The sequence below is a fragment of the Streptomyces albireticuli genome, from assembly GCF_002192455.1.
GTDB classification, from domain to species: domain Bacteria; phylum Actinomycetota; class Actinomycetes; order Streptomycetales; family Streptomycetaceae; genus Streptomyces; species Streptomyces albireticuli_B.
The window spans coordinates 2,811,969-2,832,149 of record NZ_CP021744.1; the positions used below are offsets into that span (position 1 = coordinate 2,811,969).

General features: G+C 73.5%; 20 protein-coding genes. 8 read left to right on the plus strand and 12 right to left on the minus strand.

Going from position 1 to position 20,181, the window contains the following annotated elements; genetic code table 11:
• Positions 1 to 282 precede the first annotated feature (282 nt).
• Positions 283 to 2,877, plus strand: a complete 2,595-nt coding sequence (locus tag SMD11_RS11725; RefSeq protein ID WP_087926404.1) for a DEAD/DEAH box helicase — start codon at positions 283 to 285, stop codon at positions 2,875 to 2,877.
• A 100-nt stretch (positions 2,878 to 2,977) separates the two neighbouring features.
• Positions 2,978 to 3,850 carry an alpha/beta fold hydrolase gene (locus tag SMD11_RS11730; protein WP_087926405.1) on the plus strand — a complete coding sequence of 291 codons (873 nt, stop codon included), beginning with the start codon at positions 2,978 to 2,980 and terminating at the stop codon, positions 3,848 to 3,850.
• 12 nt (positions 3,851 to 3,862) lie between these two features.
• Here SMD11_RS11730 and SMD11_RS11735 read toward each other — a convergent pair whose 3' ends face one another.
• Positions 3,863 to 4,663, minus strand: coding sequence for a VOC family protein (locus tag SMD11_RS11735; protein ID WP_087926406.1), 801 nt, complete (start codon positions 4,661 to 4,663; stop codon positions 3,863 to 3,865).
• Between the two features lie 158 nt (positions 4,664 to 4,821).
• Positions 4,822 to 5,775, minus strand: coding sequence for an NYN domain-containing protein (locus SMD11_RS11740; protein ID WP_087926407.1), 954 nt, complete (start codon positions 5,773 to 5,775; stop codon positions 4,822 to 4,824).
• A 212-nt stretch (positions 5,776 to 5,987) separates the two neighbouring features.
• On the opposite strand from SMD11_RS11740, the gene SMD11_RS35865 reads away from it, so the two are divergent.
• On the plus strand, positions 5,988 to 6,140 hold the full coding sequence (locus SMD11_RS35865) for a hypothetical protein (RefSeq protein ID WP_087926408.1): 153 nt from the start codon (positions 5,988 to 5,990) through the stop codon (positions 6,138 to 6,140).
• 125 nt (positions 6,141 to 6,265) lie between these two features.
• Here the strand turns inward: SMD11_RS35865 and SMD11_RS11750 are convergent, their stop codons facing one another.
• The 4 genes from SMD11_RS11750 to SMD11_RS11765 all read right to left on the minus strand — a co-directional run bounded on the left by SMD11_RS11750 (position 6,266) and on the right by SMD11_RS11765 (position 9,374).
• Positions 6,266 to 6,871, minus strand: coding sequence for a MarC family protein (locus tag SMD11_RS11750; protein WP_087926409.1), 606 nt, complete (start codon positions 6,869 to 6,871; stop codon positions 6,266 to 6,268).
• Between the two features lie 185 nt (positions 6,872 to 7,056).
• Complete coding sequence (locus SMD11_RS11755; RefSeq protein WP_087926410.1) at positions 7,057 to 7,920, minus strand: PHP domain-containing protein; 864 nt, start codon at positions 7,918 to 7,920, stop codon at positions 7,057 to 7,059.
• 144 nt (positions 7,921 to 8,064) lie between these two features.
• The gene (locus tag SMD11_RS11760; protein ID WP_087926411.1) at positions 8,065 to 8,715 is read right to left on the minus strand and encodes a DUF6758 family protein; all 651 of its coding nucleotides are present in this window, start codon (positions 8,713 to 8,715) and stop codon (positions 8,065 to 8,067) included.
• 74 nt (positions 8,716 to 8,789) lie between these two features.
• Positions 8,790 to 9,374, minus strand: coding sequence for a suppressor of fused domain protein (locus tag SMD11_RS11765; protein WP_087926412.1), 585 nt, complete (start codon positions 9,372 to 9,374; stop codon positions 8,790 to 8,792).
• Positions 9,375 to 9,841: 467 nt separating this feature from the next.
• Between SMD11_RS11765 and corA the strand changes: the two genes are divergently transcribed.
• Positions 9,842 to 10,948, plus strand: a complete 1,107-nt coding sequence (gene corA, locus SMD11_RS11770) for a magnesium/cobalt transporter CorA (protein ID WP_087926413.1) — start codon at positions 9,842 to 9,844, stop codon at positions 10,946 to 10,948.
• On the opposite strand, the gene SMD11_RS11775 is transcribed toward corA, so the two are convergent.
• The gene (locus tag SMD11_RS11775) at positions 10,926 to 11,909 is read right to left on the minus strand and encodes a DMT family transporter (protein ID WP_418952437.1); all 984 of its coding nucleotides are present in this window, start codon (positions 11,907 to 11,909) and stop codon (positions 10,926 to 10,928) included. The two genes, corA and SMD11_RS11775, sit on opposite strands and share 23 nt — an antisense overlap.
• Before the next feature lie 35 nt (positions 11,910 to 11,944).
• On the opposite strand from SMD11_RS11775, the gene SMD11_RS11780 reads away from it, so the two are divergent.
• Positions 11,945 to 12,451, plus strand: a complete 507-nt coding sequence (locus SMD11_RS11780; RefSeq protein ID WP_087926415.1) for a hypothetical protein — start codon at positions 11,945 to 11,947, stop codon at positions 12,449 to 12,451.
• Between the two features lie 18 nt (positions 12,452 to 12,469).
• Here SMD11_RS11780 and SMD11_RS11785 read toward each other — a convergent pair whose 3' ends face one another.
• Positions 12,470 to 13,279, minus strand: a complete 810-nt coding sequence (locus SMD11_RS11785; protein ID WP_087926416.1) for a hypothetical protein — start codon at positions 13,277 to 13,279, stop codon at positions 12,470 to 12,472.
• A gap of 157 nt (positions 13,280 to 13,436) precedes the next feature.
• On the opposite strand from SMD11_RS11785, the gene SMD11_RS11790 reads away from it, so the two are divergent.
• The 3 genes from SMD11_RS11790 to SMD11_RS11800 are packed head-to-tail and all read left to right on the plus strand — an operon-like array spanning position 13,437 to position 16,468.
• Positions 13,437 to 14,732, plus strand: a complete 1,296-nt coding sequence (locus SMD11_RS11790; protein WP_087926417.1) for a magnesium transporter MgtE N-terminal domain-containing protein — start codon at positions 13,437 to 13,439, stop codon at positions 14,730 to 14,732.
• A complete protein-coding gene (locus SMD11_RS11795; RefSeq protein ID WP_087926418.1) occupies positions 14,722 to 15,264 on the plus strand; it encodes a DUF1003 domain-containing protein in 543 nt (180 codons plus the stop codon). The genes SMD11_RS11790 and SMD11_RS11795 overlap by 11 nt, the downstream gene beginning before the upstream one ends.
• A 43-nt stretch (positions 15,265 to 15,307) precedes the next feature.
• Positions 15,308 to 16,468 carry an Mrp/NBP35 family ATP-binding protein gene (locus tag SMD11_RS11800; RefSeq protein ID WP_087926419.1) on the plus strand — a complete coding sequence of 387 codons (1,161 nt, stop codon included), beginning with the start codon at positions 15,308 to 15,310 and terminating at the stop codon, positions 16,466 to 16,468.
• A 100-nt stretch (positions 16,469 to 16,568) separates the two neighbouring features.
• Here the strand turns inward: SMD11_RS11800 and SMD11_RS11805 are convergent, their stop codons facing one another.
• The 4 genes from SMD11_RS11805 to SMD11_RS11820 form a co-directional block, all read right to left on the minus strand.
• On the minus strand, positions 16,569 to 16,760 hold the full coding sequence (locus tag SMD11_RS11805) for a YegP family protein (protein WP_087926420.1): 192 nt from the start codon (positions 16,758 to 16,760) through the stop codon (positions 16,569 to 16,571).
• Between the two features lie 102 nt (positions 16,761 to 16,862).
• A complete protein-coding gene (locus SMD11_RS11810; protein ID WP_087926421.1) occupies positions 16,863 to 17,543 on the minus strand; it encodes a hypothetical protein in 681 nt (226 codons plus the stop codon).
• A gap of 117 nt (positions 17,544 to 17,660) precedes the next feature.
• Positions 17,661 to 18,107 (minus strand): sec-independent translocase, encoded by a 447-nt coding sequence (locus tag SMD11_RS11815; RefSeq protein ID WP_087926422.1) that lies wholly within the window; start codon positions 18,105 to 18,107, stop codon positions 17,661 to 17,663.
• Between the two features lie 106 nt (positions 18,108 to 18,213).
• Positions 18,214 to 20,130, minus strand: coding sequence for a S1C family serine protease (locus tag SMD11_RS11820; RefSeq protein ID WP_087930435.1), 1,917 nt, complete (start codon positions 20,128 to 20,130; stop codon positions 18,214 to 18,216).
• Between the last annotated feature and the right edge of the window lie 51 nt (positions 20,131 to 20,181).

The following is a 20,181-nucleotide window of genomic DNA, read 5'->3' on the forward strand; positions in this document are numbered from 1 at the left end:
GACCGCCCTCCGCGCGGCGCGTACGAGGCGTACGCACCTGGAGGGATCCGCTCGCGGCACGTGTGCGAGAGCGAAGGCAGTGGTCCCGCGTCATCCGGCTTCCCCAGGCCGGACCAGTACCCGGCGCGGTACGTACGACCCCCTTCGCCGCCTCACGCCGCGTCTCACAGAAGAGGCAAGATCCTGTCCACTCTCTCCACTTTCCGAGAAATCGGGATCCTTCCCGAGACCGCCGAAGCCCTTGAGGCCGTCGGCATCGTCCACCCCTTCCCCATCCAGGAGATGACGCTTCCGGTAGCCCTCTCCGGCTCCGACGTCATCGGCCAGGCCAAGACCGGCACCGGCAAGACGCTGGGCTTCGGCCTCCCCCTGCTGGAGCGCGTCGTCGTCCCCGCGGACGTCGAGGCCGGCCGGGCAAAGCCCGAGCAGCTGACCGACGCCCCGCAGGCGCTCGTGGTCGTCCCCACCCGCGAGCTCTGCCAGCAGGTCACCAACGACCTCCTCACCGCCGGCAAGGTCCGTAACGTCCGCGTCCAGGCCATCTACGGCGGCCGGGCCTACGAGCCGCAGGTCGAGGCGCTCAAGAAGGGCGTCGACGTGATCGTCGGCACCCCGGGCCGCCTGCTCGACCTCGCCGGCCAGAAGAAGCTCAGCCTCGCGCACGTCAAGGCCCTCGTCCTGGACGAGGCCGACGAGATGCTGGACCTGGGCTTCCTCCCCGACGTCGAGCGCATCATCACGATGCTGCCGGCCAAGCGCCAGACGATGCTCTTCTCGGCCACCATGCCGGGCGCCGTCATCAACCTCGCGCGCCGCTACATGTCGCAGCCCACGCACATCCGCGCCACCGCGCCGGACGACGAGGGCCAGACCGTCGCCAACATCAAGCAGCACATCTTCCGCGCCCACAACATGGACAAGCCGGAGATGGTGGCCCGGATCCTCCAGGCGGAGGGCCGCAACCGCGCGATGATCTTCTGCCGCACCAAGCGCACCGCCGCCGACATCGCCGACCAGCTGGCCCGCCGCGGCTTCGCCTCCGGCGCGGTCCACGGCGACCTGGGCCAGGGCGCCCGCGAGCAGGCGCTGCGCGCGTTCCGCAACGGCAAGGTCGACGTCCTGGTCTGCACCGACGTCGCCGCCCGCGGCATCGACGTGGACGACGTCACGCACGTGATCAATTACCAGTCCCCCGAGGACGAGAAGACCTACCTGCACCGCATCGGCCGCACCGGCCGCGCGGGCAAGTCGGGCACGGCCGTCACACTGGTCGACTGGGACGACATCCCGCGCTGGAAGCTGATCAACAAGGCGCTGGAGCTCGCGTTCGACGAGCCGGAGGAGACGTACTCCACCTCCCCGCACCTCTACGAGGCGCTGGGCATCCCGGCCGGTACGAAGGGCATACTGCCGCGCTCCGAGCGGACCCTTGCCGGGCTCGCGGCGGAGGAGATCGAGGACCTGGGCGAGACCGGTGGCCGTGGTGGCCGTGGCGGCCGCGGTCCGAAGGCCGCGCCGGTGGCGGAGGAGCGCCCCGCGCGCACCCGCACCCCGCGCCAGCGCCGCCGTACCCGTGGTGGTTCGGCCGCGGGTGCCGAGGCCCCCGTGGCGACGCCGGCCCCGGCCGTCGCGGAGCCGTCGGCTCCGGAGCAGTCCGCGCCGGAGACCCCGTCGAAGCCGCGCCGTCGCCGCCGTACCCGTACGGGTGGCGGTTCGGGTGCCGGTGCCGCCGGCCGTTCCGGTGCCACGCAGCCGGCCGCCGTGTCGGCTCCGGCCGCCGCGGCGCCCGTGACGGCTCCCGCCCCGGCGCGGGCCGAGAAGGCCCCGGCCGCCGCCGAGCAGGCCGCGTCGCGTCAGCCGCGCCGTCGCCGCCCCCGGGTCCGCCCGGAGGCCGAGGCCGGTTTCGGTTTCCAGACCGTCGAGACCGCCGCCGCGGCGCTGGCGGCGGCCACGGCCGCCACCATCCCGGCCCAGGCCAAGGAGACCGCTCCGGCCGAGCCGAAGCGGACGCGCACCCGGAAGCCCGCCGCGGCCGCCCCGGCCGTCGTCGAGCCGGTCGCGACCGTCGTGGACGCCCCGGCCGAGCCGAAGCGCGCGCGCACGGCCAAGAAGGCCGTCGCGGCCGTCGAGACCGTCGCGGCGCCCGAGGCTGTCCAGGCCGTCGAGGTCGCGGAGGCCGCCCCGGCCAAGCCGAAGCGCGCCTCGCGCGCCAAGAAGGCCGTCGTCGCCGAGGCGGAGACCATCGTGGCCGAGGCCGCGGCGGAGACCGCCGAGGCCGTGAAGCCCAAGCGCACCCGCACCACCAAGAAGGCCGCCGCGGCCCCCGAGACCACCGAGGTCACGGAAGCCGAGGCCAAGCCCAAGCGCGCCACCCGCGCCAAGAAGGCCGTCGCCGCCGAGGCGGAGACCATCGTGGCCGAGGCCGCCGAGGTCAAGCCGAAGCGCACGCGTACGGCCAAGAAGGCCGTCGTCGCCGAGGCCGAGACCATCGTGGCCGAGGCCGCGGCGGAGACCGCCGAGGCCGTGAAGCCCAAGCGCACCCGCACCACCAAGAAGGCCGCCGCGGCCCCCGAGACCACCGAGGTCACGGAAGCCGAGGCCAAGCCGAAGCGCACCCGCACCGCCAAGAAGGCCGTCGCGGCCGTCGACGGCGCCGAGGTGGCCGAGGTCAAGCCCAAGCGCACGCGTACGGCCAAGAAGGCCGTCGCCGCGGTGGACGGCGCCGAGGCCGTGGAGGCCGAGGCCAAGCCCAAGCGCACCCGCACCGCCAAGAAGGCCGTCGCGGCCGTCGACGGCGCCGAGGTGGCCGAGGTCAAGCCCAAGCGCACGCGTACGGCCAAGAAGGCCGTCGCCGCCGAGGCCACCGCCGAGGTCTGAGCCCGCCGCTCGGGCCGCTGAGCACAGCACCGTCCTACGGCCGGTCACCCCGCGAGGGGTGGCCGGCCGTAGGCGTGTCCGGCCGCGCTAGCCTCGGGGGATGAGCAGGCCGCCGTTCCTCACCTTGCCCGCGTGCGCCCGCGCGTACCGCCTCGCCACCTCACGCGGCGGGTTCGCCGTGCACGAGGCCCGGCCCTCCGGGACGCCGCGCGGCACCGCGCTGCTCGTCCCGGGGTTCACCGGCAGCAAGGAGGACTTCATCGCCCTCCTGGAGCCGCTGGCGGCCGCCGGCTACCGCGCCGTGGCCGTCGACGGCCGCGGTCAGCACGAGACCGAGGGGCCGCGCGGGACGACAGGGGCGTACGAGCAGACCGAGCTGGCCCGGGACGTCCACGCGCAGGCGGTGGCGCTCGGCGGTGACGTGCACCTGCTCGGGCACTCGCTCGGCGGCCTGATCGCGCGCGCCGCGGTGCTGGCCGACGCGTCGCCGTACCGCTCGCTCACCCTGATGGGCTCCGGCCCCGCCGCGATCTCCGCACCGCAGCAGGCCCGTACGCGCATGCTCATCGACGCGCTGGGCGCCCTGGACATGGACTCGGTCTGGCAGGAGATGCGACGCCTGGACGGGAAGGCCACGGAGGTCGCGGAGAGCGCGCCCACCGAGCCCGTCGACCCGGGGCTGGGCGCGTTCCTGTACCGCCGGTGGATGGCCACCACGCCCGAGCAGCTCATGACCACCGGCGCGCAGCTGATCGCCGAGCCCGACCGCACGGCGGAGCTGGCGGCCGTGCCGCTGCCCAAGCACGTCGTCTCGGGCGTCCGGGACTACGCCTGGCCGGTGCCGACGATCGACGCGATGGCCAAGGAGCTCTCCGCCGCGCGGACGGTGATCGACGGCGCCGAGCACTCCCCCAACGCGGAGCGCCCGGCCGCGACGGCCGGGGCGCTCGCGCGCTTCTGGGACCTGAGCTGAGCGAGCGCCGGCTCAGCCGGTGCTCGCGGTCACGGTGAAGAGCCCGCCCTCGGGGTCGCGGAGCGTCGCCTCCCGGCCCTGGCGGTACTCCCCGACCCGGGTGTCGTCCGGCTCCGCCGCGACCGTGCCGCCCGCCGCGAGGGCCGTCTCGACGGCCTTCTCGACGTCGTCGACGCAGAAGTAGACGTGCCAGCGCGGCCGGATCCGCGGGTCGGGCGCCGCCTCGACGGCCCCGCCGCGCAGACAGGCCACCGTGTGCCCGGCCGAGCGGACCATCACGGCCTCGTCCTCGTAGCGGACCTCGCAGCGGTCCGGGCGGCCGGTGGCCCATTCGAAGACCTCGCCGTAGAAGATGGCGGCGGCGAAGGCGTCCCGGGTGCGCAGCTCCAGCCAGGCGGGCGCGCCGGCGTGGCCGATGTTCCACTCGCGCAGGGTCTCGCCCTCCCAGAAGCCGAAGACGGCCCCGGCCGGGTCGGCGGCCAGCGCGGCCCGCCCGCGGCCCACGGCGAGCGGGCCGACGGCGACCGTCGCGCCGCGCTCGCGGATGCGCGAGGCCACCGTGTCGGCGTCCTCGACGGCGAAGTAGGACGTCCAGGAGACGGCGACGCCCATGGCGCGGGCGACGTTGCCGATGCCGGCCACCGGTCTGCCGTCGTCCAGGGCGACGGAGAAGTCCTCGCCCAGCGAGCCGGGCCGGAAGGTCCAGCCCATCACCGCGCCGTAGAAGTCCTGCGCCGCGGCGAGGTCGGAGGTCAGCAGGGTCACCCAGCACGGCGCGCCCGGCACGGCGCGGTGAGGGGAGGGAGAGGCCATGGGCGGTCGCCTCGATTTCTGTTTCCGGACGGCGGACGGGCGGAAGGCTGGTCCCGCGCTTGACGGGTGGCCGCGCTCTCGGGGCCACGGCCACCCGGTGCCAGGGTTCCACTCACCACCCCGGCGCGCATGACGGCGCGCGCACACGTCCGGCTGGTTCAGTACTGGGTGCGCAGGTGGTCCCAGAAGCCGTCCCGCAGCGCCCGGCGCAGATCGGCGTGGCCGCGCAGCGACAGACCGAGCAGCGCCTCGGCCTCGACCAGCAGTTCCTGGTCGACGGAGCCGGGCAGATAGGGGTGGCCGGGGAGCAGTTCGGCGAGGGAGTCCCGGCCGCGCGCGCCGAGCCACTGGGCGGCGACCTGGGCGCCGACGAAGCGGACGTCGTCCCGGCCGGGGGGCGCGGCCTGGTGCGCGGTGCCCTCACCGGCGGGGCCGTACGACTCGTAGGCGCCGGTCCGCCGGGTGACGTACGGCTTGCAGAAGTCGAGGTCGAAGGTGCGCTGACTGTCGACCTCCCAGAGCAGCGGTTCGGCCTGGTTGCGGCCGCCGCCGGCCTCGATGCCCCAGAGGTGGACGCGGGCGCCGTAGCCCTGGGCGGCCTCGACGGCCGAGACGAGGTCCTCGTCGCCGCCGATGAGGGCCGCGTCGCTGATGGCGCGGTGGCGGGCGAGGGACTCCAGGTCGGTGCGGATGAGGGAGTCGACGCCCTTCTGCTGGTTGTTGGCGTTGAGGTTGCCGAGGCGGACCTTGACGTCGGGGAGCTCGGCGATGGTCTGCTGCTCGGCGGTGTGGATGCGGCGGCGGGCCCCGTCGTACCAGTAGACGCGCAGCAGTCTGCTGTCCGGGAAGATCATGCGGGCCTTGTCGATGAAGGCGTCGATCAGCCCTTCGGCGTCGAGGTCGAAGGACCGCCGGTCCTCGGTGCCGACGACGAGACGCCCCGCGGCGGCGTAGACATAGCCCGCGTCCACGAAGATCGCGTGGGTCGACGGGGTGGTGGCGACCTCGGCGAGGACACGGGTGAGCAGCTCGTTGGTGCGCTCGACGCCCGCGGCGATCGCCGCGAGGTCGGGGTCTTCGTGGGAGGGGTGACCGGGCGATGAGTGAGTCATGTGGGAGGTCTCATTGTCAGGCGTTCGTCACGCAGAGGACATGTTCCGGTGCGCTACTCGTCAGTAATTAGTCATGTTAAAAATTTCCTTAGCGTAGGGAATGTTTGCAGGGGTCACCTCGTTGGACACGTATGGAAGCGCGTCGCACTGTCGCGACGCGCGCCACTTTTCATTGAGTTCTCCTCAGGAGGATCACGACGAAGGGAGAAGCCTTGCGCTTCGAAATCATGCGTCTGGACGACGTCGACGGCACCGCCCTCGACAGCACCGTCGTGGACGCCGCCTCCGTCAACCGGATCGTGCAGCAGGCCGCCTCGATCGGCCAGCGCATCTATATCCGCCCGGCCACCACCGCGGCCCGGTAGTGCTTACGCAGCTCCACGTGCACGACACCCCCGTACGGACCGTACGGGGGTGTCGTGCGTCAGGGGCGGCGCCGCGCCGGTCGCGGCCACCGGCGGCGGCGCTTCCGTGACGTCCTTCCGTGACGTCAGTGGCTGTTGATGACCTGTGTGATGCCGTTGATGATCTGCTGGACGGCCAGCGCCGAGAGCATCATGCCCGCGAGCCGGGTCACCAGGACCACGCCGCCGTCCTTGATCAGACGGATGATCAGCAGCGAGTAGCGCATCACCAGCCACAGCACGATGTGCATCGCGGCGATGGCCGCCCACACCGACACCTGCGCGGCCACGCCGTCCGCGTGCTGCACCGCGAGGATCACCGAGACGATGGCGCCGGGGCCGGCGAGCAGCGGCATGCCCAGCGGTACGAGCGCGACGTTGACGTCCTTGGTCTGGGTCGGCTCCTCGGACTTGCCGGTCAGCAGGTCCAGCGCGATCAGCAGCAGCAGGAGACCGCCCGCGATCATCAGCGCGGGGGTCGTGATGTGCAGATAGTCGAGGATCTGCTGGCCGCAGAGGCCGAAGACGGTGATGACGCCGAAGGCGACCGCGGCGGCCTGCCAGGCCATGCGGCGCTGGACCTTGGCCGGGCGGCCGGAGGTGAGCGCCAGGAAGATGGGCGTGATCCCGGGCGGGTCCATGATCACGAAGAGGGTGAGGAAGAGGGAGCCGAAGACAGCGATGTCGAACACAGTGAGGGCCTAGCGGGAGTGGTGCGAGCAGGACGAGCGGAACGCCCGTCGGGCGCGTACGGGCGTACGGGCGGCGAGGGGCAGGGCGTGGGGAAGCGCGGTAGGGCGCCGGGGCGCGCGCACCCGGCGGTCACGGGGACGGCACGAGTGCGGGCGGGAAGGGGTGCCCGGAGGGAGGGGTGGGGTCAGCCGCCGGCGCCGGGGACGGGGAACGCGCCCGTGGCCCGGCGGGTGATCTCGCCGTAGATCTCCGGATCGGTCGTGTACTCGCCGAGCCGGCAGGTCTTGCGGCTGCCGTGGTAGTCGCTGGAACCGGTGGTCAGCAGGGAGAGGTCGGCGGCGAGGCCGCGGAGCCGGGCGCGGGTGGCGTCGTCGTGGTCCATGTGGTCCACCTCGACGCCGTCCAGACCGGCCGAGGCCAGCTCGGCTATCGCGCTCTCCGAGACGCGGTTGCCGCGCTTGAGCGCGAGCGGGTGCGCGAGGACGGTGACCCCGCCCGCCGCCTTGACCAGGCGGATCGCGTCGAAGGGGTCGAGCTCGTGCTTCTCGACGTAGGCCCGGCCGTCACCGGCGAGCCACTCGGACGTGAACGCATCGGAGACCGTGTCGATCACGCCCAGCTCGACCATGGCCGAGGCCACGTGCGGGCGGCCCACGGCGCCGTCGCCGGCGATCTCCGCGACGCGCTGCCAGGTGACCGGCACGCCGAGCTCGTTGAGCTTGGCGACCATGCCCTGGGCGCGGGGGGTGCGGTCGTCGCGGACGAGCTCGCGCTCGCGCGCGAGCTCCGGCTCCAGCGGGTCGAAGAGGTAGGCCAGCATGTGCACGCTGAAGCCGTCGGGTCCGCCCAGCCGGCAGGACAGCTCGGCGCCCGTGACGAGGGTGAGCCCGGCGGGGAGCGCCGCGACGGCCTCGGCGTGGCCGCCGACGCCGTCGTGATCGGTGAGCGCCACGACGTCCAGCCCGGCCGCGGCGGCGTTGCGCACCAGCTCGGCGGGGGTGTCCGTGCCGTCCGACGCCGTGGAGTGGGTGTGCAGATCGATGCGCACGACAGCCTCCAGGGTGTGGTCGGGACGGGTGAGGACCGGTTCAGGATAACCGGCGTGCGGGGCCCTTGAGCGGGGGCAGCGGTTCCGGGTGGCTCGGGGGGCAACGCCTGGGGGGGCGGCACCCGGGAGGCAACCCCCGGAAATTCAGCTCGCTTCCGGTGACAGCAGGCGCGGCGACAGCGCCCCGCAGGGCAGCAGATCGACCTCGGCCCCCGCGTCCCGCAGATCCGTGAGGACCAGCTCGTCGTACATCAGCAGTCCCGACCGCTCCGGCCACACCACCGCCCACAGCCACAGCCCGCGCGCCTCGCCCGCGAAGACCGCCCGGTCCTCGGGCGCGCCGTCGACGTGCCACAGCGCGGTGGGGCGGCCCGCGGCGTGCACCTTGGCGTGCGGCGGGCGCTCGACGGAGATGTAGGGGCCGGGGTCGGGTCCGTCGACGCCGGCGTAGCGCGCGCCGAGGCCGACGCCCAGTTCCTCGGCGACGAGCAGCAGCTCGCCGGGGCCGCCGAGCGGGCTCGGGCCCGAGCAGGCGACGGCGGTGGCCCGGCCGCCGCTGCGGTCGTCGCCCGCGCACACCACGCCCGTGAAGAGCCAGCCGACCGGCAGCGGCCAGGGCATCCACACCGGGACCCGGGCGCGGTTGACCACGACGGCCAGTGCCTCGACGCTCGGCGGGACGACCGGCTGCAAGGGGTGCACAGTGCCGTGCACGGAGCACTGCCAGGAGTCGGCGAAGAGACCGGGCGCTCGCACCCGGCCACCGCACTTCGGGCAACTGGGTTCGCCCCTCATAAGGCCCAACGGTCCTCCGCGACCGGCGTCGCGTCAAGGACGATCACCCGTCCGGACGCCGACACCGCCGGCCGTCATCCCAGGGGCACCCCTGGCCTCAGCGGATCGCGGAGATCGGTGCCGTGCCGCAGCCACCGCTCCTCCAGCGCCGCCGCGCCCTGGACCCGTTTCCAGGCCGCCTCGTTCGGCGTCATCGGCAGCAGCGGAAGGAAGCGGACGGGGTCCATCGGCTCGTCCAGTTCGAGGTCCGGCACCAGGCCGCCGGACTCCGCGACGAGGACGGAGGTGAAGGGCGCGCCGGGCCACAGCGGCTCGCCGGTGTCCAGCGACGCGCCGGGCGCCACGACGAGCCCCTCCACCTGGGGGGAGGCGGCGAGCACGGCGAGCGGGCGGAGCACCTTGTCGGTGTCGGCGCGGCCGGCCCGGACGCTGAGGACGAGTTCGGCCCGGGGGCCGCGGAGGGGGTCGGCGACGACGGCCGTGGGGTCGGCCATGGGCTGGGCCGACATACCGAGGGTGGCGTAGCGCACGACGTCTCCGTCGAGGAAGCGGAGGACCTCCACGCGGTCCGTCCCGAGGAAGGTGACCGCGGCGCGCGCGTCCGGTTCGCCCAGGGCTGTCCGCAACCGGGCCTCGACAAGAGCGAGAACGTCTGACATGTGGCGAGCATAGAACGCGTATCGAACGGGCAAAGGAGGGTATTGACGCGTCAAGTGGCTGCTAGCCTTGACCTCTGGTCAGGGAGTTACGTTCGTCCCCCAGCGGGGACCGGCCGGAGGAGGTGGGGCGTCGGTGGATCCTAGTCGACCGTGCAGTACCGGCAGTTCTCCCGTCCCTCCGCTCCGGACGCGTTTTCCGTGATCTGACGTCTTCCGTTCGCGGCCATGTCATCGGCCGAGCCCCGGAAGCCTTTTCGCGCCCGCAGTGCCTGACGGAAGAGCGCCTTCTTCTCGCTTTGTTCCGTGTTCTCTGCGACGTTCTCCGTGAACCGCCGTCAGTCCCCGCACGCCGCGCGAAGCGCCGCCCGATTCGCGGACGTCCCCCTCTTGCCAGGCGCCACGTCCACGTTCCGGGCAGCGTTGAGTTCGCCCCCGTGACTGACGGCCGGCCCGTGAAGGAGCCAGCCATGTCGATGATCCGTGACCTGCGCGCCGCCGTCCGCCCCGCCCTGCGGCGGAGCGCCACCCCTTACCCGTACGACCCCACCCGCGACCGCTCGAACAGCAGCGCGGTGGTGGACTGCGCGGTCTACCGCGACGGGAAGCGGGTCAACGACCAGGTGGGGCCGGCCGAGGCGATGCGCCGGGTGCGGGCCGAGGGCGGCTTCGCGTGGATCGGGCTGCACGAGCCGACGGAGCGTGAGTTCTCCGGCATCGCCAAGGAGTTCGGGCTGCACCCGCTCGCCGTGGAGGACGCCGTCCACGCCCACCAGCGGCCCAAGCTGGAGCGTTACGACGACACGCTGTTCACCGTCTTCAAGACCATCCACTACGTGGAGCACGCCGAACTCACCGCCACCAGCGAGGTGGTGGAGACCGGCGAGGTGATGTGCTTCACCGGACCGGACTTCGTCATCACCGTCCGGCACGGCGGCCAGGGCTCGCTGCGCGCGCTGCGCCACCGCCTCCAGGACGACCCGGAGCTGCTGGCCAAGGGCCCCTCGGCGGTGCTGCACGCGATCGCCGACCAGGTCGTCGACGGCTACATCGCGGTCGCCGACGCCGTGCAGGACGACATCGACGAGGTGGAGATCGATGTCTTCTCGGCGCCCAGCAGGGGCTCCTCGCGCGGGGGCGACGCGGGCCGGATCTACCAGCTCAAGCGGGAGGTGCTGGAGTTCAAGCGGGCGGTGACGCCGCTGATCCGGCCGATGCAGCTGCTGAGCGAGCGGCCGATGCGGCTGGTGGACCCGGACATCCAGAAGTACTTCCGCGACGTCGCCGACCACCTCGCGCGCGTCCACGAGCAGGTGGTCTCCTTCGACGACCTGCTCAACTCCATCCTCCAGGCCAACCTCGCGCAGGCGTCGGTCGCCCAGAACGAGGACATGCGCAAGATCACCTCATGGGCGGCCATCTTCGCGGTGCCGACGATGATCGCCGGGATCTACGGCATGAACTTCGACTACATGCCGGAGCTCAAGTGGAAGTACGGCTACCCGGCGGTCATGATCGTCACGGTCGGGATCTGTGTGGCGATCCACCGCGGCTTCAAGCGGAACGGCTGGCTCTGATCCGCTTCCGCGGCCGGTCGGCCATGATCACCAGGGCCAGGCCGGCCAGGATGACCACGAGCGCCGGATAGGCGGCCGCCGCCGGCATCTGGCCCAGCCACAGCGCCGCGATGAGGGCGGCACCGGGCGTCTCCAGCAGGATCGCCGTCGAGGTGACGGACGGGCCGAGGCCCTTCACCACCCGGTTGAACAGCCCGTGGCCGAGCAGCTGCGCCGTGACCGTCAGCACCGCCAGCTTCCACCACGTCGCGCCGCTGTACCCGCCGAGGGGCGTCCCGGCGAACAGGCAGGCCGCGAGCAGCAGGACGGTCGTCGTGAGGTAGCAGACGTAGGTGTACGCGACGGTGCCCACGGTCCGGCGTACCTCCGCGCCCAGCAGGACGTAACCGGCCGCCGCCATGCCCGCCGCGAGGGCGAGCCCGTCCCCGGCGAGGGCGCGCGGCGACACCGAGAGGTCGACGCCGGTGAGGATCACGACACCGAGGACGGCGAGCCCGGTGCCCGCCCAGACCAGCGCGGGCGGGCGGTGGCCGCGCAGCCGCAGCAGCAGCGTCGTCCAGATCGGGGTGGTGGTCACCAGCGCGGTGGAGGAGGCGACCGAGGTCATGCGCAGGCTCGGCAGCCACAGCGCGAAGTGCAGGGCGAGCAGCGCGCCCGCGCCGGCGGAGAGCAGCAGGGCCCGGCGGCCCATGCCGCGCAGCCCGGCGCGGTGCCGCAGCAGGACCAGCGGGGTGAGCGCGCCGATCGCCATGGCGTTGCGCCAGAAGGCTATGGCGAGGGCCGGGGCGGCTATGGACGCGATGAGCGGGGCGGACAGCGACACACCGGCGATCGCGATCCCGAGCAGCACGAGATCCGTCCGGACCCCGGGCCGGGCGGTGATCCCCTCGGCGGCGGGCGCCGGGGACACGGGGGCGGGGCTCTGCGGCCGGGTGTCTCGGGGACTACGGGCGGTGGTCACCCGCCCAGCCTAGTCAGCGGCATAAAGTAAGCCGCATGACGCTGACGCAGGCACTGATCGAAGAGGCCACGAAGAAGTCCGGCCTGATCTGGGTGCAGGGCCCGACGGGGCCCAGCCGCGCGCTGTGGCACGTATGGCACGAGGGCGCCGCGCACGTCGTCGGCGGCCCCGGCGAGCAGCCGCTGGAGGACCTCGGCCTCACGGACGGCGGCCGGGCCACGGTGACCGTGCGCAGCAAGGACAAGGGCGGCCGGCTGGTCACCTGGACCGCCGAGGTCGGCGAGCCGGCGGCGGGCGGCGAGGAGTGGCGGGCCGCGGTCGCCGAGCTGAAGGGCAAGCGGCTGAACGCGCCGGACGCGGAGCGGATCGAGGAGCGGTGGGCCCGGGAGTGCCGGGTCCTGCGCCTGGCGCCGACCGGCGGCACGGCGGAGCTGCCGGCCGGGTCCCTGGCGGCGGTGCCGCTCGCCTCGCCGGCGACGACGCGGGAGCCGATGCCGGCGGCGCTGCCGCGGCTGCTGCGCGGGCGGCGCAAGCGCGGCTAGCGGGGGACGGCCGGCACGTCAGCTCCCCGCGGGGATCGCCTTGCCGTAGTCCACGGTGTCGCCCTTCGGCGGCACGGTCAGCGCGAAGTCCTGCCCCCAGTCCGCCAGCTCCAACTGCCCCGCGCCCCCCGCCCGCTGGACCCGCAGCGGGTACGGCGTCCCGGTGAGGGAGACGTCGAGGGTGCCGCCGGAGCCGCCCGCGCCGGTGACGCGGATCGTGCGGGTGCCCCCCACGGTGCCGTGCTCGCCGCGGGTGAGCTTGCCGTGCAGGCCGAGGAGGCCGTCCAGCAGGACGTCCTTGTCGGTGAAGCCCTTGAGCTTCTGGTACGAGGGGTCGCCGGAGGGCACCTTCACGTACTTCTTCTCCAGCTTGAGGGCGGCCTCCGCGCTGTCCGCCTTGCCCGACGTGCCGCCCGGGCCCTTGCCCGTGGTGCCCGCGGAGGTGCCGGGTGCCGCGCCCTGCGGCGCCGCCGCCCCGCCCTCGCCGTGCGACCAGAACGCCGCGGGGGCCTTCAGGAACAGCGCGTCACCCACCCGCAGCAGCTCGAACGAGTCCGCCCCGGAGGTGACCCGTCCGGCGCCCCCGTCCCGCTTCAGCCGCACGTCCAGCTTGTACGTACGGCCCTGGCTGACGACGTTGCCGGAGAGGTGGACCGCCGCCGCGCCGCGCGCGGCCGACTGCGCCTTGTCCTGGATCCTCGCGGGCTCCAGCTTGCCGACGCCGTTGGTGCCCGCGTCGGGGTCCTCGCCGCCCCCGCCGCAGGCGGTGAGCGCCGCGGACAGGCCGACGCACAGCGCTCCCACGAGGGCCGCCTTCCGGGTACGCACGTGTGCTCCTGCCTCCTGTCACGGGTGGAGAACCGCAGCGTACCCGGGCGCCCCAGGAGCGGAAGCCAGCAGTCCGTACGGGCGTCTCTCCCGCGCCGGGCACAAGCCGGTCACGTTAGCCTGAACCGGACAGAGCATCGGCGGAGGAGGCGCGGCCATGGCAGCAGGCGCCCACCGGGTGTTCGTCTCCCACCTCTCCGGCGTGGCCGTCTTCGACCCCAACGGGGACCAGGTGGGCCGGGTGCAGGACGTCGTCGCGATGCTGCGCGTCGGCGGGCGCCCGCCCCGCGTCCTCGGCCTGGTCGTGGAGGTGGTCAGCCGCCGCCGGATCTTCCTGCCCATGACCCGGGTGACGGGCGTGGAGTCCGGCCAGGTGATCACCACCGGCGTGATCAACATGCGGCGCTTCGAGCAGCGGGCCACCGAGACCCTGGTCCTCGGCGAGCTGCTCGACCGACGCGTACGTCTGGTCGAGGGGGGCGAGGAGGTCACCGTCCTCGATGTATCGATCATGCAGCTGCCGGCCCGCCGCGACTGGGAGATCGACAAGGTCTTCGTCCGGCGCGGCAAGGGCGGGGCGCTCCGCCGTAAGGGTGAGACCCTCACCGTCGAGTGGTCCGCGGTCACCGGCTTCTCGGTCGACGAGCACGGGCAGGGCGCGGAGAGCCTGCTGGCGACCTTCGAGCGGCTGCGCCCGGCCGACCTCGCGAGCGTCCTGCACCACCTGACGCCCAAGCGGCGCGCCGAGGTGGCCGCCGCCCTGGACGACGACCGGCTGGCGGACGTCCTGGAGGAGCTGCCGGAGGACGACCAGATCGAGATCCTCGGCAAGCTCAAGGAGGAGCGCGCCGCCGACGTCCTGGAGGCGATGGACCCGGACGACGCGGCCGACCTGCTGTCGGAGCTGCCGGAGGACGACAAGGAGCGGCTGCTCACCCTGATGCAGCCGGACGACGCCGCCGACGTGCGCCGGCTGCTGGCGTACGAGGACCGGACGGCGGGCGGCCTGATGACCACCGAGCCGATCGTGCTGCGGCCGGACGCCACGGTCGCCGACGCCCTCGCCCGGGTGCGCAACCCCGACCTCTCCCCCGCGCTCGCCGCGCAGGTGTACGTCTGCCGGCCGCCGGACGAGACGCCGACGGGCAAGTACCTGGGCACGGTGCACTTCCAGCGGCTGCTGCGCGACCCGCCGTTCACGCTGGTCGGACGGCTGACCGACACCGATCTGCGGCCGCTGCCGCCGCACGCCCCGCTGCCGGCCGTCACCAGCTACCTGGCCACGTACAACATGGTGGCCGCGCCCGTGGTGGACGAGAGCGGCTCGCTGCTGGGCGCCGTGACCGTCGACGACGTCCTGGACCACCTGCTGCCCGACGACTGGCGGGAGACCGAGCTGCACCACGGTGCGCCGGGGATGAGCGAACTGCCGGAGGCCACCGATGGGCGCTGACCGCCGTGAGGACCGGGACCGGCAGGTCCAGCCCGTCCGGGTGCGGCTGGACCTGCCGAAGCTGAAGCGGCGCAGCTGGCTGCCGACGTACGACCCGGAGGCGTTCGGGCACGCGTCGGAGCGGATCGCGCGGTTCCTGGGCACCGGCCGGTTCATCGTGTGGATGACGGTCGTCATCATCCTGTGGGTGGTGTGGAACACCACGGCCCCCGGGCACCTGCGGTTCGACACCTATCCGTTCATCTTCCTCACCCTGATGCTCTCGCTCCAGGCCTCCTACGCGGCGCCGCTGATCCTGCTCGCGCAGAACCGGCAGGACGACCGGGACCGGGTCAACCTGGAGCAGGACCGGCGGCAGAACGAGCGGTCCATCGCGGACACGGAGTACCTGACGCGGGAGGTGGCGGCGTTGCGCATGGGGCTGGGCGAGGTCGCGACCAGGGACTGGATCCGCTCGGAGGTCCAGGACCTGGTCAAGGAGCTGGAACAGCGTCGCCTATTCCCGGTGGAGAGTGAGGAACGCGACCGCTGACAGCCCTTTCCGGCAGCCCGGTCCGGCGCCGTAACATCGAGTCATGGCTACCGACACTCCCGCAGGATCCGCTCCGTCCGAGGACGCGATCCGCGCCGCCCTGGCGACGGTGAACGACCCCGAGATCCACCGCCCGATCACCGAACTGGGCATGGTGAAATCCGTGGAGATCGCGGCGGACGGCACGGTCGCGGTGGCCGTCTATCTGACGGTCTCGGGCTGCCCGATGCGCGAGACGATCACCACCAACGTGCGGAACGCCGTGGCCGGCGTCGCGGGCGTGACCGGTGTGACCGTCGAGCTGGACGTGATGAGCGACGAGCAGCGCAAGGAGCTCGCGGCGGCGCTGCGCGGCGGCCAGACCGAGCGCGAGGTGCCCTTCGCCCGCCCCGGCTCGCTGACCCGGGTCTACGCGGTCGCCTCCGGCAAGGGCGGGGTCGGCAAGTCCTCCGTCACGGTCAACCTCGCGGCGGCGATGGCGGCCGACGGCCTGAAGGTCGGCGTCGTCGACGCGGACATCTACGGCCACTCGGTGCCGCGCATGCTGGGCGCCGACGGCAAGCCCACCCAGGTCGAGAACATGATCATGCCGCCGTCGGCGCACGGCGTGAAGGTCATCTCGATCGGGATGTTCACACCGGGCAACGCCCCGGTGGTGTGGCGCGGCCCGATGCTGCACCGCGCGCTCCAGCAGTTCCTCGCCGACGTCTACTGGGGCGACCTGGACGTCCTGCTGCTCGACCTGCCGCCGGGCACCGGCGACATCGCGATCTCCGTCGCGCAGCTCGTGCCGAACGCCGAGATCCTGGTGGTGACGACGCCTCAGCAGGCCGCCGCCGAGGTCGCCGAGCGCGCCGGCTCGATCGCCGTGCAGACCCACCAGAAGATCGTCGGCGTCGTGGAGAACATGGCCGGGCTGCCCTGCCCGCACTGCGACGAGATGGTCGACGTCTTCGGCTCGGGCGGCGGCCAGAAGGTCGCCGACGGCCTCACCCGGACCACGGGCGCCACGGTGCCGGTGCTGGGCTCGATCCCGATCGACGTCCGGCTGCGCGAGGGCGGCGACGACGGCAGGCCCGTCGTGCTGAGCGACCCCGACTCCCCGGCCGGCAGCGCGCTGCGCGCCATCGCGGGCAAGCTCGGCGGCCGGCAGCGCGGTCTGTCGGGCATGTCGCTGGGCATCACGCCGCGCAACAAGTTCTGAGGCTCCGGGCCACATCTGGGTAAGGGGCGCGTCCCCAGGGAGGCAGCCCCTTACCGTCGGCTCCGCCGGCCCCTGCGGCACGGCGGCCGCGGGCCCGCGGTCAGGGCCGGTCCTGCTCCAGGTCCTTCACCGGCGCGGTGGGGGCGTGCGCCTTCACGGACTGGATGCCCTTCTCGCAGGCCGCCTTGGTGTTGTAGGCCTCGCCGACGGCGATGATCTCGCCGTTCCCGGCCTTCAGCCGGAAGCGGTGCTTACCGGCCCTGTCCTCGTAGATCTCGAACTTGCCCGCCATGACGCCTCACCTCTGTCGAGTGCTCGCCCTGCTGCTCCCCCTGCCAGGAATTGAAGTCCCGGCGGGGGACGGACGCAGCCCGGGCGGCCCTGAAGGGGTGAGTCAGACCGTGTAGCCGGCGATGTCCTTGATCACGGAGAAGCCCATGCCGTACGCGCTCATGCCGCGCCCGTACGCGCCCAGGTGGACGCCCTCGGCGGAGCCCGCGAGGACCCAGCCGTACTCGGACTCGCGGTAGCGGAACTCGGTCGGGGCGCCGTCCACCGGGAGCGACAGCGTCGACCAGGCGGGCTCGTCCAGATGGTCGGCGAGCTCCCAGGCCAGGGCGGTCTGCTGGTCGAGCCAGTCCTGCCGCAGGGCGCGCTCCATCTGGGCGGGCCAGGTGCAGGAGAGCAGCCCCGAGCCGGCCAGCCAGGCCGCCGAGGAGACCGAGGTGGCCTCCAGCACGCCGGTGCCGTCGGCACTGCGCCGCACCGGGCGGCTCGCGACGGTCACCACGACCGCGAAGCGCCGCTTCTCGGCCCCGAGGTCGACGCGCTCACCGCGCAGCGTCGGCTCCTCGCCGTGCCCGGTCGAGCCGTGCTCCACGGTCCCGTCGGCGGCGGCGCCGACCTGCATCAGCCAGCGCGGCCCGCTGTAGGCCTCGTCCAGGCCGTACCACGGGAACGAGGCCAGCAGATAGCCGTCGACCGACCGCCGGGACCCGGGCCCGCTCTGTGCCGTGTCCGGGGACACTTCGGCCGCGCCGGCCCCTTGCGCCCCAACCCGACTCGTCGTCTCCATCTGCGCGGCGCCTCCTTGTTGCCCGATGCCCTGGGCGAGCCCGCCCCCCTCGGACGACTTCACCCCAAACAAAGGGAGGATAGCCACCCCCGTCAACAGCGCACGGGATGCGCGGGCTCAGGTGGCGTCGGAGTCAAACGGCGGGCGCTCGCCGGGTGCCGGGCTCTGGCGCTTTTTGAGCAGGTCAGGGCCGCTGCCGGTGGCCGGGGCGGTGGAACCGGCCGCGGGGGGCGCCTCCGCGCCACGCCCGTGCACCGCGTCGGCCACCTCGCTCATCTCCGACTTGAGGTCGAAGCCGTTGCGGATCTCCTTGAGGCCCAGCTCGTCCTTGTCCAGCACGTGCTTGCGCACGAAGGTCTTGGGGTTGAGGTCCTCGAACTCGAAGTCCTTGAACTCGGGGCCCAGCTCGGAGCGGATGTCCTCCTTGGCGCTCTCCGAGAACTGCCGGATCTTGCGCAACGTCCGCGACACGTCCTGGATCATCTTCGGCAGCTTGTCCGGGCCGAAGATGAGCACAGCGAGCACCACGAGCGCGACCAGCTCGAGGGGTCCTATGTCGAGCACGTTGCAGCTCCTTGATGCGTCAGTGGCCGACGGTCGAGGCCACCCCTCACGGTACCTGGCCCAACGGGCCCGAAGGGAGACACCTCGGCCAACATCAGGCCAAAGCTCACGGCGAACCCGCCGATCCGAGGGTCAGCCGCACGGCCTCCTCCCGGCCGTCGCGCTCCACGGTGAGGGTGAGCCGGTCCCCCGGACGGTGGCTGCGGATCTTGACGATCAGCTCCTGGCCGCTGCGCACGGGGACCCCGTCGACCTTCTTGATCACATCGCGGGGGCGGATGCCCGCGGCGTCACCGGGGCCGCCCGGGGTCACGGCCGGGCCCTTGGCGCCCTTGGTGTTCACCCGGGCGCCGTCGCCCGTGTACTCCATGTCGAGGGTCACGCCGATCACCGGGTGGGTGGCCTTGCCGGTGTTGATGAGCTCCTCGGCGACCCGCTTGGCCTGGTTGATCGGTATCGCGAAGCCGAGGCCGATGCTGCCGCCCTGGCCGCCGCCGAGGTCGGAGCCGTCGCCCGCGGAGCGGATGGCGCTGTTGATGCCGATGACGCGGGCCTCGGAGTCCATCAGCGGCCCGCCGGAGTTGCCCGGGTTTATCGGGGCGTCCGTCTGAAGGGCGTCGACATAGCTGACGTCGCTGCCGTCCTGCTTGTGGCCGCCCGCAGTGATGGGGCGCTCCTTGGCGCTGATGATGCCGGTGGTGACGGTGCCCGCGAGGTCGAAGGGGGCTCCGATGGCGATCACGGAGTCGCCGACGCGGACGGAGTCGGAGTTGCCGAGGGCCAGCGGGGTCAGGCCGGACACCCCGGACACCTTGATCACGGCGAGGTCGTAGCTGCTGTCGCGGCCGACGACGGTGGCCTTGGCGGTCTGGCCGCCGTTGAAGGTCACCGATATCTCGCCGCCGGACCCCGCGGGTTCCACGACGTGGTTGTTGGTGAGGATCCGGCCTTCCTTGTCCAGGACGAAGCCGGTGCCGGTGCCCTGGTCGTCGCCGCCGCGCACATGGATGGTGACGACGCCCGGCAGCGCGCGGGCGGCGATCCCGGCGATGCTGCCGGGGGCGCGGGCGGTCCGGTCGGCCGCCGCCTGCGGCAGCTCCACACGGTGGTGGCCGAGGCGCCCGTCACGCTCCAGGTACGCCCCGATGCCGCCGCCGACGCCACCGGCGACCAGCGCGACGACCACGGCCCCGGCGACGAGCCGGCCCCGCCCGGTCCGGCCCGGCGCGGCCACACCCCCGGCCGGGGGCCGCTGCCCGGCGGCCCAGGGGTCGTACTGCCACGGCCCGCGCGGCGGCCCGGCGGGGGCCGCGGCGGCGGGGAAGGGGGTCCCTGCGGGCGGGGTCGTGCCGGAGGGCGGCAGCGGGGTGCCACCGGGCGGGGTGACGCCGGAGGCGGGGTGCGGGGTGCCGTAAGGCGGCGTCATGCCGGACGCGGGCACGCCGGTGCCACCGGGCGGGGTGGCGCCCTGGGCCGGAGCCTGCGTCCCTTGGGCCGGAGCCGGATGCGGCGTCCCGTAAGCCGGTGTCATACCGGACGCGGGGACGCCCGTGCCGCCCGGCGGGGTCGCGCCCGGGGCCGAGGACGGCATCCCGTGGGCCGGGGTCGCGCCGGAGGCCGGGTGCGGCGTGCCGTAAGGCGGCGTCATACCGGACACGGGGACCCCCGTACCGTACGCGGGGGACGCGCTCCCGTCCGGTGCGGCCGGTCCGAACGGTGCGGCCGTGTCCGGCGGGGGGAACTGGGCGCCCGCCGGGACGTGGGTGCCGTGGGCCGGGGTCACCGGGCGCTGGACCGGCGGGGCCGGGGCCCAGGGGCCCGGGCGGCCGTACGGCGGCGTGCCGTACGGGTCGGGGGCGTGCAGCGGCGCCGTGGCGGATCCGGGGGCGTGCGGCCGGCCTCCGTCGTCGGGGGCGGGGCCGCCCGTCGTCGTGTCCGCCGCCTCCGCCGCTTCCCGCGAAGGGGCGGGCCGGCTCCACCAGTGCGGCCTGGGCCCGTGGGCCCCCGCCTTCCCCTCGTCCATCTTCTCCCCACCGTTCGCCCGGAGGGCGCACGGCATCGCCCGAGGGATCCG